The organism is Pacificibacter marinus (assembly GCF_018860505.1).
GTDB lineage: Bacteria > Pseudomonadota > Alphaproteobacteria > Rhodobacterales > Rhodobacteraceae > Celeribacter > Celeribacter marinus_B.
This window is the reverse complement of record NZ_JAHKPU010000019.1, coordinates 434920-450140: the sequence shown is the minus strand read 5'-3', so window position 1 is coordinate 450140 and position 15221 is coordinate 434920. Positions and strand designations below refer to the sequence as shown.

Below are 15221 nucleotides of genomic sequence, written 5' to 3'. Positions count from 1 at the left end.
GCCAGCGCATCGCAAGACCGTCAATGAAAATTAGAGCCAGCGGCTGAGGGATCTTTGGATGAACGGAATGATGCCATAGACCATTGCGATGACAATAATGGGAACCATCACCAAGTTACGCTGCCAAATGCTCCAGCCTTGGGTGACGGTCATTAAGGTGTAGAGCACCAGTGTAACAAGGGGGTAGACGAAGACAAAAATAAAGCAAGAGAGACGAAAGCGGGAGGGTTTACGAGGAGCCGTTGTCATGAGAAACCTTTAATGGAACGAAGTGTCTCGTTGTATATGAACGGTTCGTCTCGTTAGGTAAAGAGGAAAAATGAGCGCGAGGTTAAAGGTGGGTAGTGGATCAACACAGACAAAGTGAAACACATCAGCGCCGCTCTATCGGTGCGCGCAAGAATCCAAACACAGAGGCCGCAATCTTGGATGCAGCCCTTAAGCTTTTGCTGGCCAAAGGGGGCAAAGGCTTATCGATGGATGCTGTCGCGAGAGAGGCCAAGGCAGGGAAGGCAACAATCTATCGCTGGTGGCCAACGCGAGGGGCGCTTTTGCTTGGGGTCTATGCCCGCATAAAAGGGGCACATGTCCACGCAGACACGGGATGCATAGAAACCGACATCGCTGCCTTTTTTGAGCATGTGTTCGAATTTTGGCAGAAGGACGCGGGGCGTGTTTTTGCATTGATCATCGCCGAGGCACAAAGCGATTTGGATGTGGCTGAGGCATTGGCTGCGTACAGATCTGAGCGCATTAACGACTGGATGACCGTTTTCGAGCGCGCTAAGGAGCGCGGAGAATTACGTGATACAGTGGATTGTAAACTGGCTGCGGACACAATTATTGCAACGGCTTGGCATCACCTTTTGACCAATCGTCTGGATGTTAAAGGCTCTGATCTTGCACGCACTTTGGCCTATGGCGTTGTTAAGTCATAAAAACCTGCCTGTCATATAGGCGTTGCTTGGCTGTGGCACAGCTTTGCGCAACGGAATCTTTGACTCAACGGTCAGAGATGCCGCAGGTTAAGGAATCAAACAACTAGGGGGGCAGTTTTATGCTCAAGAAAATCCTCACAACATCTGCGACCATTGCACTGACAACAAGTGCCGCTTATGCGGATTTTACGCTGAATGTAATTCATATCAATGATTTGCACAGCCGTATCGAACCCATCAGCAAATATGACAACACCTGCAGCGAAGAAGACAACGTCGAAGGCAAGTGTTTTGGCGGTGTGGCCCGTGTGGCAACGAAAATCGCTGAGCTACGCGAACAGCTTGCCGGTGAGAACGTTATCGTGGTCGATTCTGGCGATCAGTACCAAGGCTCGTTGATGTACGCCACATACAAGGGCGATGTTGAAATCGAGTTCATGAACAAAATTGGTTTCGACGCTATGGCGGTCGGCAACCACGAATTCGATGATGGCGATGCAGGTCTGTTGAAATTGATCGAGGGTGTGTCCTTCCCAGTGATTTCGGGCAACTTGGATGTGTCCTCGTCTAACCTTTTGGCTGGAAAACTGTCCAACCATTTGGTTCTTGAGGTGGGTGGCGAAAAAATCGGTTTGGTGTCTGCCCTTGCGTCGGATACGCCTGAAACATCTAGCCCCTCTGATGCAGTGATTTTCTCTGACGAGATTGAAAGCCTGCAACATGATGTAGATGCGTTGACCGAAGCTGGCGTGACCAAAATCATCGCTTTGAATCACGTTGGCGCTAAGAAAGACTTCGAAATCGCAGCTGCGGTCACTGGTCTTGATGCTGTGGTCAGTGGTCACTCACATACATTGTTCTCAAACACCGACGAAAATGCGGCCTATCCATACCCTGAGATGATCGGCGATGTGCCTGTGGTGCAAGCCTATGCCTTCTCTAAATATGTTGGTCACCTCGTTTTGACGTTTGATGACGCTGGCAAGGTTATTTCTGCAACCGGCGATACAATTCTTTTGGATGCTTCCGTCGCAGAAGATGCTGAAATCAAAGCTCGCGTGGCTGAGCTTGCTGGACCGATCGAGGGCCTAAAAGCGAAAATTGTTTCATCCTCTACTGATATCATCGACGGCAGTCGCGATGTGTGCCGTGCTGTGGAATGTGCGATGGGCTCGCTTGTCGCAGATGCCATGCTGGAGCGGGTTAAAGGCCAAGGCATTGAAATTGCCATCCAAAATGGTGGAGGTTTGCGTGCGTCCATTCCTGCTGGGGATGTGTCTATGGGGGATGTGCTTACGGTTCTTCCGTTCCAGAACACATTGTCTACATTCCATGTGTCCGGCGAGGCGATGGTTGCAGCACTTGAAAATGGTGTGTCCAAAATGGACGAAGGCGCGGGGCGTTTCCCACAGGTCGCTGGTATGACATTCACCGTTGATCCCGCCGCAGAAGTGGGCGCTCGGATTTCCGACGTTATGGTCGGCGGTGTGCCGATTGATTTGACAAAAACCTACGGTGCCGTGACCAACAACTATGTGCGCAATGGCGGCGACGGGTATGCGATGTTTGAAGATGCAAGCAATGCTTACGATTTCGGACCTGATCTTGCGGATGTTCTGGCCGAATACCTTGCTGAAAAAGCACCATTCACGCCCTACACTGATGGTCGTATCACTGTGAAATAAACGCACCTGATTTGCGTCTAGAAACCAAATAAAGCCCCCGCTACACTGTGGGGGCTTTTTGTATGGACAGAGACAATGAAACACCCCCTCGAAGACCTGATTGAAGCCAAAATCGCTGCGGCTCAAGCCGACGGAGCTTTTGACAATCTTGAGGGCATGGGCAAGCCGCTTGCACCTTGTGATGATCCCGATAATGTCTTGTTTTCGCGCGTGGTACGCGACCACGGCGGCGCGCCAGAGTTCGTGGTTTTGGCGCGTGAGTTGGCGGATATGCGGGGTGAGCTGGCCGAGACAGGCGACCGGACGCGGCGCTACGAGATCATGAAAGAGATGTCGATGATGGAGGCCAAGATCGACATCGCCCGCAAACAGTTCTCGCGTTAGCCTCTAAAGTCATCGCCAAACGCGGCGATCCCTTGGGTGGGTTGTAAAACTGTCGTTTGGGAAATGTCTTGGAGCGGGCGACGGGAATCGAACCCGTGTCATCAGCTTGGAAGGCTGAGGTCTTACCATTACACAACGCCCGCTCTGTTTTTGTGTGATTATTTCAAAGGCGATGGGGCGTCAAGCAAGATGTCATACCTTTTTGCAGATGTGTCATCGTATTTTTGTCTTCCCGTACAATCTGCCCAATTTAAACTGCCATAGACGCGAGTGTAACAAAGCCGATGATCAAAAAACCACAGACACGGCTGATGCGATCTTTGACGGCATAAACGATGGGATCGTCATGCATTTCGCCACGATGAGTGATCATTGCGACCCATGAAATCCAGAACAGTAGTACCAAACAGATGCCCCAAAGGACCTGTGGATTTGCATATAACAACGATACTGATGGCGAATTGATGTAGAGTGCCAAAACCATAACTGAGACATAGCCAGAGGCGATGGACATTTGCGACACGATGGCCAAATCGTCAACGCGGTATCCGCGCCCCGATGGGGCCAGTTTGCCAGCTTTCGCGTTGTCCACCAGTTCTGCTTGGCGTTTGATTGCGGCCAAGGCAAAGAAAAAGAACACTGAAAATGCCAACAGCCAAACTGAAATGACCACCCCGGCTGCGACACCACCTGCGATGATACGCATCGTGTAAAGGCCTGATAAAACGCATATATCAATCACCATGCGGCGTTTGAAATAGAACGAGTACCCTGTGGTGGCGGCAAAATAGAGCGCCAAAACCAGCAAAAACACAGGCCCGACCAGCAGCGACAGTACTGCGCCAGCGGCCAGTAATCCCGCGGCCATGCCTGTGCCGTGGCGGATAGGAACCGTGCCTGCCGCAAAGGGGCGTTTGCATTTGCGCGGATGTGCGCGATCAGCGGCCAGATCCAGCAAATCATTGATTACATAAACGGAAGAGGCCGTCAGGCTGAAGGCGATAAAGGCCATGATCCCCAAAAATAGGGTGGCTAGATCCAATTGATGCGCCAAAAAAATCGGGACAAAGACAAGTATATTTTTCACCCACTGATGCGGGCGTAGGGCTTTGATATAGGGTTTGATGTCGGGCGCGTCTTGGCCCAAATGGGTGATATCTTTGTCCAAAGCCTCGGCTTTGGTGCGCAAGGCTTTGGGGGCATTCACAGTCACGATCTTGGTGGCAGCTTGCCAAACTGGCAGATCCGCGTCCGTGTCGCCCATATAGGCAAAGCCATCTGCGCCATAGGTCTCGACCAAAAACGCAGCCTTGCTCGGCCCTTTAAGATTGCTGGTATCGCTTGATCCATGCACCGCATCAAACACACCCAAATGGCTGGCTATCTGATCAGCAAGGCTTTGATTCGTGGCTGTGACCAAAGCAACTTTGCCGCCGTCGGCTTTCCAAGACGCGATATAATCTAAAACGTCCGAATTATAGGGCAGGGTGGCCACGTCGACATCACTGGCATTCGTCAATTCCGCTTTTAGCGCGGCTTTGCCCTTACTCAAAGATCGAACCGCACCGATGGCAGAGCTCCAGTCTTTAGATGCCGCATTCCAAAAGGTTTCCAGCAGCATATCAGAGTTGAGCATTGTTCCATCAAGGTCCACTGCAAGTATCATTGTGTTGTTCGTGATCTCGGTCACTGCCTTGTATCCTCTTGTCGCTGATGTCAGCTGACGCGATCTATCTGCCGCCGTTTGCGCATAGTTTGGCAGACTTTATCGTAGAGGGCAAAGGGGATACGCAGGCACGATCTGCATTGACAGCAAGCGCAGTATTTCCGCCACGCAGATTTGCCTGTGGATAGCTCGAAAATTCTGCTTGGCCCGCTGGTGTCAGCCCGCTATCACAATGCTCCAGCGTCATGAGGAGACTAGGTTTGGATCAAACAGCGCAGCGTATCGCCCGTACCATTGCCACTGAAATCGGGGCCGCCGCCACACAGGTGGCTTCTGCTACGGAATTGCTTGACGGCGGTGCGACGGTGCCGTTCATCGCCCGTTATCGCAAAGAGGTCACCGGCGGCTTGGACGACACGCAATTGCGCAATTTGGCAGAACGTTTGACATACCTGCGCGAGTTGGAAAAGCGCCGCAGTGCTATTGTGTCCTCGATTGATGAGCAAGGCAAACTGACGGCTGAACTGTCCAAATCCATTGCCAATGCCGACACCAAAGCGGCGCTTGAGGACATCTATCTGCCGTTCAAACCCAAACGCCGCACCCGAGCGATGATTGCACGTGAAAACGGGTTAGAGCCTTTGCTGCGTGCGATTTTGGCGGATCGCAATGCTGATCCAGAGGTCTTGGCCGCAGCATATTTGACTGAGGCCGTCGAGACCACAAAAGACGCGCTGAACGGCGCGCGCGACATCTGCACCGAAGAATTGTCAGAGCGCGCTGGTTTGATCGGACGCTTGCGTGATTTCATGCGCCGCGAGGCGGTGATATCTGCGCATGTCAAAGATGGAATGCAAGACAAAGGCGCTAAGTTTTCAGACTATTTTGATCACAAAGAAAAGTGGTCCCAGATCGCCTCGCACCGCGCTTTGGCGATTCTACGCGCCTCTAAAGAAGACATTTTGACCGTCGATATCGCACCAGATGCAGAGGAAGGCCTGCCGCGTGTCATCGCGATGATCGAGGCGGAAATTGGTATCACCGGCAGCGGTAAAGGCGACGCTTGGCTGCGCACCGTTGCTTCTTGGACGTGGCGTTTGAAGCTTGGTATGACCATGTACACCGAACTTTTGGGGGACTTGATGCGCCGTGCCCACCAAGATGCCATCGATGTGTTTGCCCGCAATTTGAAAGACTTGCTTTTGGCCGCTCCTGCTGGCCCCCGTGCCACCTTGGGGCTTGATCCGGGCATTCGCACGGGGTGCAAAATTGCCGTCGTGGATGCCACAGGCAAGGTTTTGGCGACTGAAACCATTTATCCATTCCAACCCAAAAACGATCTGCACGGATCTGAGGCCGCGATATTGCGATTGGTGCAAGCGCATGATGTGGACTTGATCGCCATCGGTAATGGCACGGGCAGTCGCGAAACGGATCGATTAGTGGCGGATACGCTTAAAAACCTGCCGCGGGGTGTGAAAGCGCCGACCAAGGTGATCGTCTCTGAGGCTGGTGCATCCGTTTATTCAGCCTCGGAATTGGCGGCAAAAGAATTCCCTGATTTGGATGTGTCCTTGCGTGGCGCTGTGTCTATCGCGCGGCGTTTACAAGACCCATTGGCGGAATTGGTGAAAATCTCGCCCGAGGCGATTGGCGTTGGGCAGTATCAGCATGATGTCGATCAACGCAAACTCGCGCAGGCTTTGGAAGCCGTGGTCGAGGATGCGGTGAACGGCGTTGGCGTTGATTTGAACATGGCTTCAAGCGCGCTCTTGTCCCATGTGGCTGGCCTTGGCCCATCGATTGCGCAAAACATTGTCGACCACCGCGATACCAATGGGGCCTTTGCCTCGCGTAAAGCCTTGTTGAAAGTCGCAGGGCTTGGCCCAAAAGCGTTTGAGCAAGCCGCGGGGTTCTTGCGCGTCACAGGCGGGACAGAACCGCTTGATGCTTCATCCGTTCACCCCGAGGCCTATGGTGTTGCACGCAAAATCGTGTCGGCTTGCGGTCGTGATATTCGTGCTATCATGGGCCAGCCAGAGGCGCTCAAAGGCCTGCGCGCCGAAGATTTCGTGGACGATAAATTTGGCCTGCCAACGGTGCGCGATATTTTGGGCGAGCTGGAAAAACCGGGTCGTGACCCACGTCCAAGCTTTGTGACCGCCACCTTTGCCGATGGTGTGAACGAGATTAAAGACCTGAAACCCGGCATGCTGTTGGAAGGAACCGTGACAAATGTCGCAGCATTCGGCGCTTTTGTTGATGTGGGGGTCCATCAAGACGGCTTGGTCCATATCAGTCAGTTGGCGGATAGGTTTGTCAAAGACCCGCATGAGGTTGTGAAAGCTGGCGATGTGGTGAAAGTGCGCGTGACCGAAGTGGATGCTCCGCGCAAACGCATCGCGTTGACAATGCGCAAAGACGGTGGAAGCGCGCAGGATGGTGGCAATTCCGGTGGCGCAAAACCCGCATCGCAGGGGCGTGGTGGACCTTCTAAAGGGCAAGCCAAAGGAAATACACGAGGATATCAGGGCAAAACATCCGCCAGCCCGAAGCCTAAATCAAACGCGCCAGCGGCCAGCACAGGGGCCTTTGGGGCTGCCTTGTTGGATGCGATGAAAAAGAAATAAAGGCCCATCCATTTGACGCGTCTTTTGATATGAATCTAACGCCGCGCGGCTTTGGTTGCGCGGCATTTTTTATATCGTAAGACGCTTGCTGTGTTCACGAAGGCGTGGGCAATGCGCTGTGCTCTATCATGCAGAGCAATCTGAGCTTAGATTAAAAGCCTAAACAAGCTGAGGCGTTTTCCATGACAGAGTTTTTTCTAAACCACGAACCCGCGACACGCATGTCTGTGTTTTTGACGGTGTTGCTCGTCATGGCAATTTGGGAAGTTGGGTCTCCGCGCAGGCGGGTTGAAGTACCGCGTTTGCTGCGTTGGTCCAACAATCTGGCCTTGATCGTGATCGATAGCATTGCCGTGCGATTGCTGTTTCCGCTGGCTGCTGTAGGGCTTGCGGTTACGATGCAGTCCAAAGGCTGGGGGTTGCTCAATGTGATTGACCTGCCGAACTGGTTTGAGGTGCTGCTCGCTGTGGTGTTGTTAGATTTCGCGATTTATTTGCAGCATGTGCTGTTTCACCATGTGCCGGTGCTGTGGCGTTTACATCGAATGCATCACGCTGATATCGAGATTGATGTCACCACCGGCTTGCGCTTTCATCCGCTCGAAATCGTGCTGTCGATGGCGTTTAAGCTGGTGCTGGTCTTGGTGCTGGGCCCCGCAGCCATCGCTGTGTTGATTTTCGAAGTGGTGCTGAATGCCAGCGCTTTGTTCAATCACTCTAATATTCGTCTGCCGAAACAAATCGACGCTGTGCTGCGATTGATCATTGTCACGCCGGACATGCACCGCGTTCATCATTCGATCATTCCAGTCGAGACCAACAGCAACTACGGCTTTAATGTGCCGTGGTGGGATCGGTTGCTGGGGACATATATCGCGCAACCCAAAGCGGGGCATGACGATATGCTGATTGGGATCGAGCTGTTTCGCACCCGACGCGAGCTGTGGATTGATCGGATGATTTTGCAGCCCTTGCGGCGCGACAAAGTCACGCGTCCGGGCGAACCTGAGTGAGATTCGCAACATAATCCAGCTAATTCATAGCTGGGGGCGTCTCTAGTCAGTCGGATGTTCAAAGGCGTCTTTCAATGTCTTGCGCAGGAGTTTTTCAAAAGCTGCCGACAGCGGGTTTATGGCAACTCCAGCACGCCGAACGAGGCCGATTTGACGTTCGAATTGAAAGTTCTTGATTTCGAATGAGGCGACGCCAAAGTTTTGGTACTCATAAAAGCTGCCCGATGGCGAGAGGCTTAACAGATTGAAATCGCGTACAAACCGCCCCACTACGTCGGGGATGTTGGTCACGACTTTAAACCGGGGCAGGGGTTCGCGATTGAGCAGGTAAAAGGCCTCAAGCGCGGATCGTACAACTTCGCCACGTTCAGGGATAACCCAATCTTGCCCGCGCAATTGTTCCAGTAACACCTCTTGACCCGCAAGCGGATGGGACTGATGACACAGGCCAACGATGTGATCATTCGCGACAATCGTGGTGATAAATTCTTCGTCCTCGACCAAGCGATTGACCATGCCCAAAACAACATCGACGCGATTTTCTTGCAATGCCAGCCGCAAACCTTCAGCGTAGCTGGTGATCACAGTATGGTTGGCGTCGGGAAAATCGGTTTCCAACTCGACCAAAGCATCCTCAACAAACTTGATCAGCGCTTGCCCAACGCCGATGCGAACCCGCCCACTGGACCCCGCTTCAAGCGCGGTTAAGTCATGTTTGGATTGCTCAATGTCGAACAAAATACGCCTTGCGTGATGTTCCAGCGCTTGGCCGTAAACCGTGGGCATCAGCCCTCTGGGATGACGATCAAACAGTTTAACGCCGTACTCATCCTCTAACGTCAATATGCTTTTCGACAGCGCAGGCTGGCTAAGATTAACCATTTGCGCAGCCCCCAAAAGGGTGCCTTGCTCTAAGACGGCAATGAAATGTGCGTATTGACGGGGGTTTGCCATCTTATCCTCATTTTGGTTCTGTATTTAGGTATTTCCAAAAGTTTTATTAGTCAAAAGAAAAGAAGATTGTCTTGAGGGGTGGGACATGTGAACCTTTGCTAAATTACCCGTGGAGGAGGACGCGTGATGATTCAATTCAAACAAGGGACTTTGGGGTCTCTTTCAAAAATCGGCGGTGCTGCGATGCTGGTGTCACTGCTGGGGGCAACTGCGCTGACAGCTGAGACGCAAGTGCCCGTTAACGTGGTGATCAATCAGTCGCCTTGGCTTGAAGGGTTCGCGGCTGTCGCTGATCTTTATAAAGAGGAAACCGGCAATGAGGTCACTCTTGATGTGAACCCTTATGCGGGCAGTCTTGAAAAACAACGCAACGCCGTGCGCTCAAGTGAAAGCGAATATGATCTGTTGATTATCAACGGTATTTTCTATCCAGAAATGTACCACGGTGGTTTCTTGGAGCCGTTGAAAAACATCGATCCTGAGTTCGATCTTGATGCGCAGCTTTATGAGTACGGCGGCACGCCTTGGTTCAACGCCGAGACAAAATCCATCGGTAAACAGACCGGTGATTTGTTGACGGTACCAGTGAACCCGAACGTGACCCTATTGTTCTATCGTGCTGATCTGTATGAGGAAAATGGCTGGTCCGCGCCATCAAGTTTTGAAGAGCTTGCCGCAAATGCACGCGCTTTGAAAACGGATAAAATGTACGGAATTGCGCAGCGCGCTGGTCGGGCGACTGTGTCGATCACTTGGGATTTCTTTCCTTATATCCAAGGGTTTGGCGGATCATATTTCCGCGATTCCGATGGCGGCGATTATTTCGTGACCATCAACAGCGAAGAGGGCCGTGAGGCGCTTCAGACCTATGTTGATTTAGCAACTGAGTTGGGCCCTGAAAATTCTGCGAACTTGACGCAGGGCGATTTGATCCAGCTTTTGGTGACAGGCAAACTGGCGCATACGGTTCTTCCGGCTGCGGCTTGGGCGCAAATGGATGATCCAAATAAATCCGCTGTCGTCGGCAAAATCGGCTATGCGACATTGCCATCTGAGGCGGGAAATCCATCCACTCCAGCGCTGGGTCACTGGCTAGGTGGCATTCCGAAAAACATTCCAGACGCAAACAAAGAGGCAGCCCTCGCTTTCCTAGATTGGTTCCAGCAGCCAGAAACACAAGTTCACTACGCCGAACTTGGTGGTGCGCCGGTGTCTGCGGCAGCTTATGAATCTGATTTCGCTGAGCGTCCTGAAAACCGTTACATGCAAGCGATGCGCGTGGCCTCGCCTTTGGCGAAAGGCATGTGGACCATTCCCGAGGGTGCCGAACTGGCCGCCGTTATGGAGCTTGGTTTGAACCGTGCCGTTGCTGGTGAAATCTCAGTCGTGGATGCGCTCAATTCTATGGCAGCCGATCTTGAGAAAATCCTTGCAGATGCAGGGTATGAAACGGGACGCCTTCCTGATCTCAAGTAACGTTTCATCACTGTCTATGGGGCGTGGAACACAGTGCTGCGCCCCATAATTTTGGCCAAGATGGTCTATACAATTTTACCAATTCAGTGGTGTGTCAAATGATGCAGGGGGATCCTTGCATCATATCATCCCATTCCTTTTTCACGGAGCAGCCGTTACCCCATGGCCCATCATAATTCCCTCGGGAAAGTTCTATCCCTGACCCCTGCGGTGTTGATCTTTGCGTTTCTCGCCTTGCTACCGGTTATCAATCTTTTCATCGTCAGTTTTCATGAAATTTCATGGCTTGGTGGCACCAAGCAAATGGACTGGGTGGGTGTTGATAATTACGTGGCCATCGGCGACGACCCCCTGTTCAAAGCAGGTGTGTTCAACACGATCATTGTGGTTTTGGTGGCCACGACGGCTCAGGTCGTTATCGGCCTTGGCTTGGCACTGGCTTGCTCATCTGTCGGGGATAAAAGCCGCCCGTTTCGCGCACTGATTATTCTGCCGCTGCTTATACCTGGTATCGTTATCGGCGCGATCTGGCGACTGATGTACAATTCCGAATTTGGGATTTTCAATTTGGTTTTGGAGACCATTGGCCTGTCGGGGCATGATTGGCTCGGCTCCTCAAGCACCGCGCTGGCGGCGGTGATTGTTGTGGACGTATGGCACTGGATGCCATTTGCGTTTTTGCTACTGCTGGCGGCTGTGGAATCTTTGCCCCGCGATGTCTCAGAAGCGGCCAAAATTGACGGTGCAACCGCATGGCAAGAGTTCCGTAAAGTGACGTTGCCGTTGTTGTACCCTGCTATTTTCATGACCTTTTTGTTCCGCGCTGTCATGGCCTCAAAAATCTTTGACGAAGTGTTCTTACTGACAGGAGGGGGGCCGGGGACATCGACAGAAGTGGTCAGCTTTACCATCTTTCAACGCTACTTTTTGCAAGACAACGCAGGCTATGGCTCGGCCTTGTCTGTGTCGATCATATTTGTCGTCTCGGTCATCATCGTGATCGCTTTGAATGCCAACAAAAGCAAAGGGTTGTCGCAATGAACCAAGCTGTTTCTAAACGTTACAAACGCACAACCAATTATCTGATCGGCTTTTTGGTGCTGGCTGTGTTCACCACCCTTGCGCCCTTTGTCTATATCGCGATGTCGTCGTTTAAGACGCAGATTTCACTGCTGATGGGCGATGTTACTTTTACGCCGACATTGATGAATTATAACGAGGTGCTGTTCGACCGTACATCTGACTATTTGCAGAACTTCACCAATAGCGTCGTGGTCACATCGATCAGCACGTCCTTGGTGGTCGTGATCGCCTTCTTCGCGGGCTATTCTTTGTTCCGCATGCGGTGGCCCACCTATGTTGTGAACATCTTTTTGATCTGGTCGATGGCCTTTAACCTGATCCCATCGGTAACGCTGGCCAGTGCTTGGTATGATTTGGCGCGCTCGGTCGGATTGAACAACGACTATATCGCTTTGATCCTTGCCCATATGACGCTGCATTTGCCGATGGCGCTGTGGTTGTTGGCGTCGTTTTTCCGCGAAATTCCACGTGAATTGGAAGATGCCGCCTATGTGGATGGGGCATCATTCGTGACGCTTGTGCGCCGCGTGGTGACACCGCTGATGATGCCCGGATTGATGGCGACGGGGATTTTGATTTTCGTGTTCAGTTGGAACGAGTTCCCAGTCGCATTGGCTTTGACCAACAATGATACAGGCACTGTGCCTGTGGCTATTGCCAAATACGCACAAGAGGAAGAGATCAAATACACGCAAATGGCGGCGGCCTCGGTCCTGTCAGCTTTGCCTGCTTTGCTGGTGCTGTTGTTCGGGCAGCGGTTCATTGTGCGTGGCTTGACCGCAGGGGCGGTGAAATGAGCTTTAGTCTCTCAGATCGCGCCCCCAGCACGCTGCACGAGGTCAGCGCAGGGATGAGCACCTATGCCGGAGCACGCCTTGTAACCTTGGAAGATGGCGCAGAACGCGGCATGCGCGTGATTGAAATCCGCTCGGGCGGCGGGCTTGACTTTGATGTGATCGTGGATCGCTGTGGCGACATCGGACGGCTGTCTTGTGACGGGCAAACGCTATCGTGGCATGCGGCAGGGGGGCTGAGATCGCCGTGGCTTATGGATGCTGACGGCGACGCTGGCCAAGGGTTCTTGCGTGGTTATGGCGGGTTCTTGAACACCTGCGGGTTCGATCATATCCGTCAGCCAGATCAGGACAATGCCCTTTCTGATACGCCTACCGAACTGGCGCGGCAAAGCTTTCCGTTGCATGGGAAAGGCGCATTCCAGCCCTGCGTGATCCGTGGTTATGGCCTGAACGATGAGGTCGAGACGCCGTATGTGTTTTGTGAAATCGAATGCGTGCAAGCGATCAGTTTTGGCACCACATTGCGGTTGCGCAGACGTATCGAGATTGCCGTGGGATCACGTCACATCACCCTCCACGACGAAGTGTGCAATATTGGTACAGTGGCTGCAACGCATATGCTTTTGTATCATTTCAACCTCGGCTTTCCTTTGGTTGCATCTGGTACGGAACTGAAGATGAGCGATAGTGCCCCCATTTGGCATTCCACGCCACATGATGCGTTGGCGCCTTTTGTTGCCCCCGATCCGCAAGCGCAAAACGTGATTTCGGTTTTCAAACATAAGGCCGCAACGGCACAGGTGCGTGTCGATAACAGGCAAACCAATCATGGCGTTCTTTTCGAGTACCCATCTGATCAGCTGCCCTATTGCCAGTTGTTGCGTATGCAAAGCCCCGGCATTTACGGCATCGGGATCGAGCCTTGCACCGCAGGCGGTCGGACGCGGCAAGACGCGCGCGCGGCTGGCGACATGATCATCTTGCAGCCGACGCAAAAGCGAGACTACGACCTTTCGATAAGCCTCACCAAACCGCAGACCACTTAGGGGAATACCTTTATGCGTGCCATTTTACTCATCTTTGATTCCCTCAATCGCCATGCCTTGCAATGTTATGGCGGCACAGAAATTGCCACGCCGAACTTTGATCGTTTGGCGCAAAAAACCGTGACCTATGACAATCACTATGTCGGCAGCCTGCCGTGCATGCCTGCGCGTCGTGACATTCACACAGGACGTCTCAGTTTTCTGCATCGCAGTTGGGGGCCGCTTGAGCCGTTTGACACATCCGTGTTTGAAACCCTGCGTGATAAGGGCGTCTATTCGCATCTGATCACCGACCATTATCATTACTTTGAAGATGGTGCGGGGAACTATCACACACGCTATGATTCCTATGATTTCTTGCGCGGTCAAGAAGGCGACAAATGGGTGCCAACGCTTGATCCGCCGATTGAGAAATGGAAACGCCAGTACCACGAAAAGCAGCACAACTTCACGACAGGGTCTTTGCAAATGCAAAACATGGCCAATCGCGAGCGTATTGAAGGCGAAGAAGATTTTTCATCGACCCAGTGTTTTGACGACGCTGAGCGATTTCTTGATGACCAGTCGAAAGCCGACAACTGGGTGTTGCAGATCGAAACTTTTGATCCGCATGAACCTTTCATGGCCCCTCCCGGATATCGCGCGGAATTTCAAACCGATAAGGAACCGATTTTCGATTGGCCGCATTATGATCGCTACATTGATGGCTTGCCTGAAAACGAGCTGTTGCGGAACAATTATAAAGCCTTGATCGCCCATTGCGATGCCCAGCTTGGACGCCTATTGGACAAGATGGACGCCTTGAACATGTGGGACGATACGATTTTGATCGCGACCACTGACCACGGGTTCTTGCTGGGCGAACATGAATGGTGGGCGAAAAACCGGATGCCGTGCTACAACGAAGTCGCGCATATTCCGCTGTTTGTCCATCATCCCGATCATGCAGATCAGGCCGGCACCCGCCGCGCAACCCTGACACAGACCATCGATATCATGCCGACTTTGCTTGATTGCTTTGAGCAACCTTGCGACATCGGATCAACCGCGCGGTCGATATTGCCGACATTGGAAAATCCTGAGGAAAAGCTGCGCGATGTCATTATCTACGGCTATTTCGGCGGTGCTGTGAACGTCACGGATGGGCGTTACACTTATATGCGCTATCCCGAAAATATGTCGGCGACGAATTTGAATGAATATACGTTGATGCCTGCGCATATGCTTGCGCCCTTTTCTAAAGAAGAGTTGCAGCAAGCGACGTTTTGCGAGAATCTAAATTATGCCAATGGTTTCCCTGTGTTGCGGGTGCCTGTGCATGAAAACTCTCATTGGTTCAATTCGCACGGGCCGGGTGGCATGGCAGATTGCAACAGCGTGCTGTTTGATTTGGATACAGATGCAGCCCAGTTGTCGCCTCTGCAAGATGCCGATTTAGAAGCGCGCCTTGCGGCCCAGATCAAAGACCAAATGCAAAAGAATGCGGCGCCCCAAGAGGCGTACACCAGACTTGGATTTTAACTGAGGTCGCCCTCGTTAAAACATCCAA

At 52.4% G+C, this 15221-nt stretch carries 13 protein-coding genes and 1 tRNA gene; 10 read left to right on the top strand and 4 right to left on the bottom strand.

Annotation, left to right across the window (positions count from 1 at the left end; translation table 11 throughout):
• Positions 1-30: 30 nt before the first annotated feature.
• Positions 31-249 (bottom strand): hypothetical protein, encoded by a 219-nt coding sequence (locus KO503_RS07410; RefSeq protein ID WP_215990891.1) that lies wholly within the window; start codon positions 247-249, stop codon positions 31-33.
• Between the two features lie 95 nt (positions 250-344).
• Here KO503_RS07410 and KO503_RS07405 point away from each other — a divergent pair, with 95 nt between their 5' ends.
• The 3 genes from KO503_RS07405 to KO503_RS07395 all read left to right on the top strand — a co-directional run bounded on the left by KO503_RS07405 (position 345) and on the right by KO503_RS07395 (position 3007).
• Positions 345-938 carry a TetR-like C-terminal domain-containing protein gene (locus KO503_RS07405; protein WP_215990890.1) on the top strand — a complete coding sequence of 198 codons (594 nt, stop codon included), beginning with the start codon at positions 345-347 and terminating at the stop codon, positions 936-938.
• A 119-nt stretch (positions 939-1057) separates the two neighbouring features.
• On the top strand, positions 1058-2623 hold the full coding sequence (locus KO503_RS07400) for a bifunctional metallophosphatase/5'-nucleotidase (protein WP_215990889.1): 1566 nt from the start codon (positions 1058-1060) through the stop codon (positions 2621-2623).
• 75 nt (positions 2624-2698) lie between these two features.
• Positions 2699-3007, top strand: a complete 309-nt coding sequence (locus KO503_RS07395; protein WP_215990888.1) for a DUF1992 domain-containing protein — start codon at positions 2699-2701, stop codon at positions 3005-3007.
• 69 nt (positions 3008-3076) lie between these two features.
• Here KO503_RS07395 and KO503_RS07390 read toward each other — a convergent pair.
• Positions 3077-3150: transfer RNA gene (locus KO503_RS07390), tRNA-Gly, on the bottom strand.
• Between the two features lie 107 nt (positions 3151-3257).
• Positions 3258-4697 (bottom strand): UbiA family prenyltransferase, encoded by a 1440-nt coding sequence (locus KO503_RS07385; protein WP_303504612.1) that lies wholly within the window; start codon positions 4695-4697, stop codon positions 3258-3260.
• Positions 4698-4933: 236 nt separating this feature from the next.
• On the opposite strand from KO503_RS07385, the gene KO503_RS07380 reads away from it, so the two are divergent.
• Together KO503_RS07380 and KO503_RS07375 are read left to right on the top strand one after the other, a co-directional pair.
• The gene (locus KO503_RS07380) at positions 4934-7303 is read left to right on the top strand and encodes a Tex family protein (protein WP_290122918.1); all 2370 of its coding nucleotides are present in this window, start codon (positions 4934-4936) and stop codon (positions 7301-7303) included.
• 182 nt (positions 7304-7485) lie between these two features.
• Positions 7486-8316, top strand: coding sequence for a sterol desaturase family protein (locus KO503_RS07375; RefSeq protein ID WP_215990886.1), 831 nt, complete (start codon positions 7486-7488; stop codon positions 8314-8316).
• 42 nt (positions 8317-8358) lie between these two features.
• Here KO503_RS07375 and KO503_RS07370 read toward each other — a convergent pair whose 3' ends face one another.
• Positions 8359-9270, bottom strand: coding sequence for a LysR family transcriptional regulator (locus KO503_RS07370; RefSeq protein ID WP_215990885.1), 912 nt, complete (start codon positions 9268-9270; stop codon positions 8359-8361).
• Positions 9271-9396: 126 nt separating this feature from the next.
• On the opposite strand from KO503_RS07370, the gene KO503_RS07365 reads away from it, so the two are divergent.
• The 5 genes from KO503_RS07365 to KO503_RS07345 all read left to right on the top strand — a co-directional run bounded on the left by KO503_RS07365 (position 9397) and on the right by KO503_RS07345 (position 15193).
• On the top strand, positions 9397-10746 hold the full coding sequence (locus tag KO503_RS07365; protein WP_215990884.1) for an extracellular solute-binding protein: 1350 nt from the start codon (positions 9397-9399) through the stop codon (positions 10744-10746).
• Between the two features lie 162 nt (positions 10747-10908).
• On the top strand, positions 10909-11787 hold the full coding sequence (locus KO503_RS07360) for a carbohydrate ABC transporter permease (RefSeq protein ID WP_215990883.1): 879 nt from the start codon (positions 10909-10911) through the stop codon (positions 11785-11787).
• A complete protein-coding gene (locus tag KO503_RS07355) occupies positions 11784-12626 on the top strand; it encodes a carbohydrate ABC transporter permease (RefSeq protein WP_215990882.1) in 843 nt (280 codons plus the stop codon). The genes KO503_RS07360 and KO503_RS07355 overlap by 4 nt, the downstream gene beginning before the upstream one ends.
• Positions 12623-13672 carry a DUF4432 family protein gene (locus KO503_RS07350; protein WP_215990881.1) on the top strand — a complete coding sequence of 350 codons (1050 nt, stop codon included), beginning with the start codon at positions 12623-12625 and terminating at the stop codon, positions 13670-13672. The genes KO503_RS07355 and KO503_RS07350 overlap by 4 nt, the downstream gene beginning before the upstream one ends.
• Positions 13673-13684: 12 nt before the next feature.
• Positions 13685-15193, top strand: coding sequence for a sulfatase (locus tag KO503_RS07345; RefSeq protein WP_215990880.1), 1509 nt, complete (start codon positions 13685-13687; stop codon positions 15191-15193).
• The last annotated feature ends 28 nt before the right edge of the window (positions 15194-15221 follow it).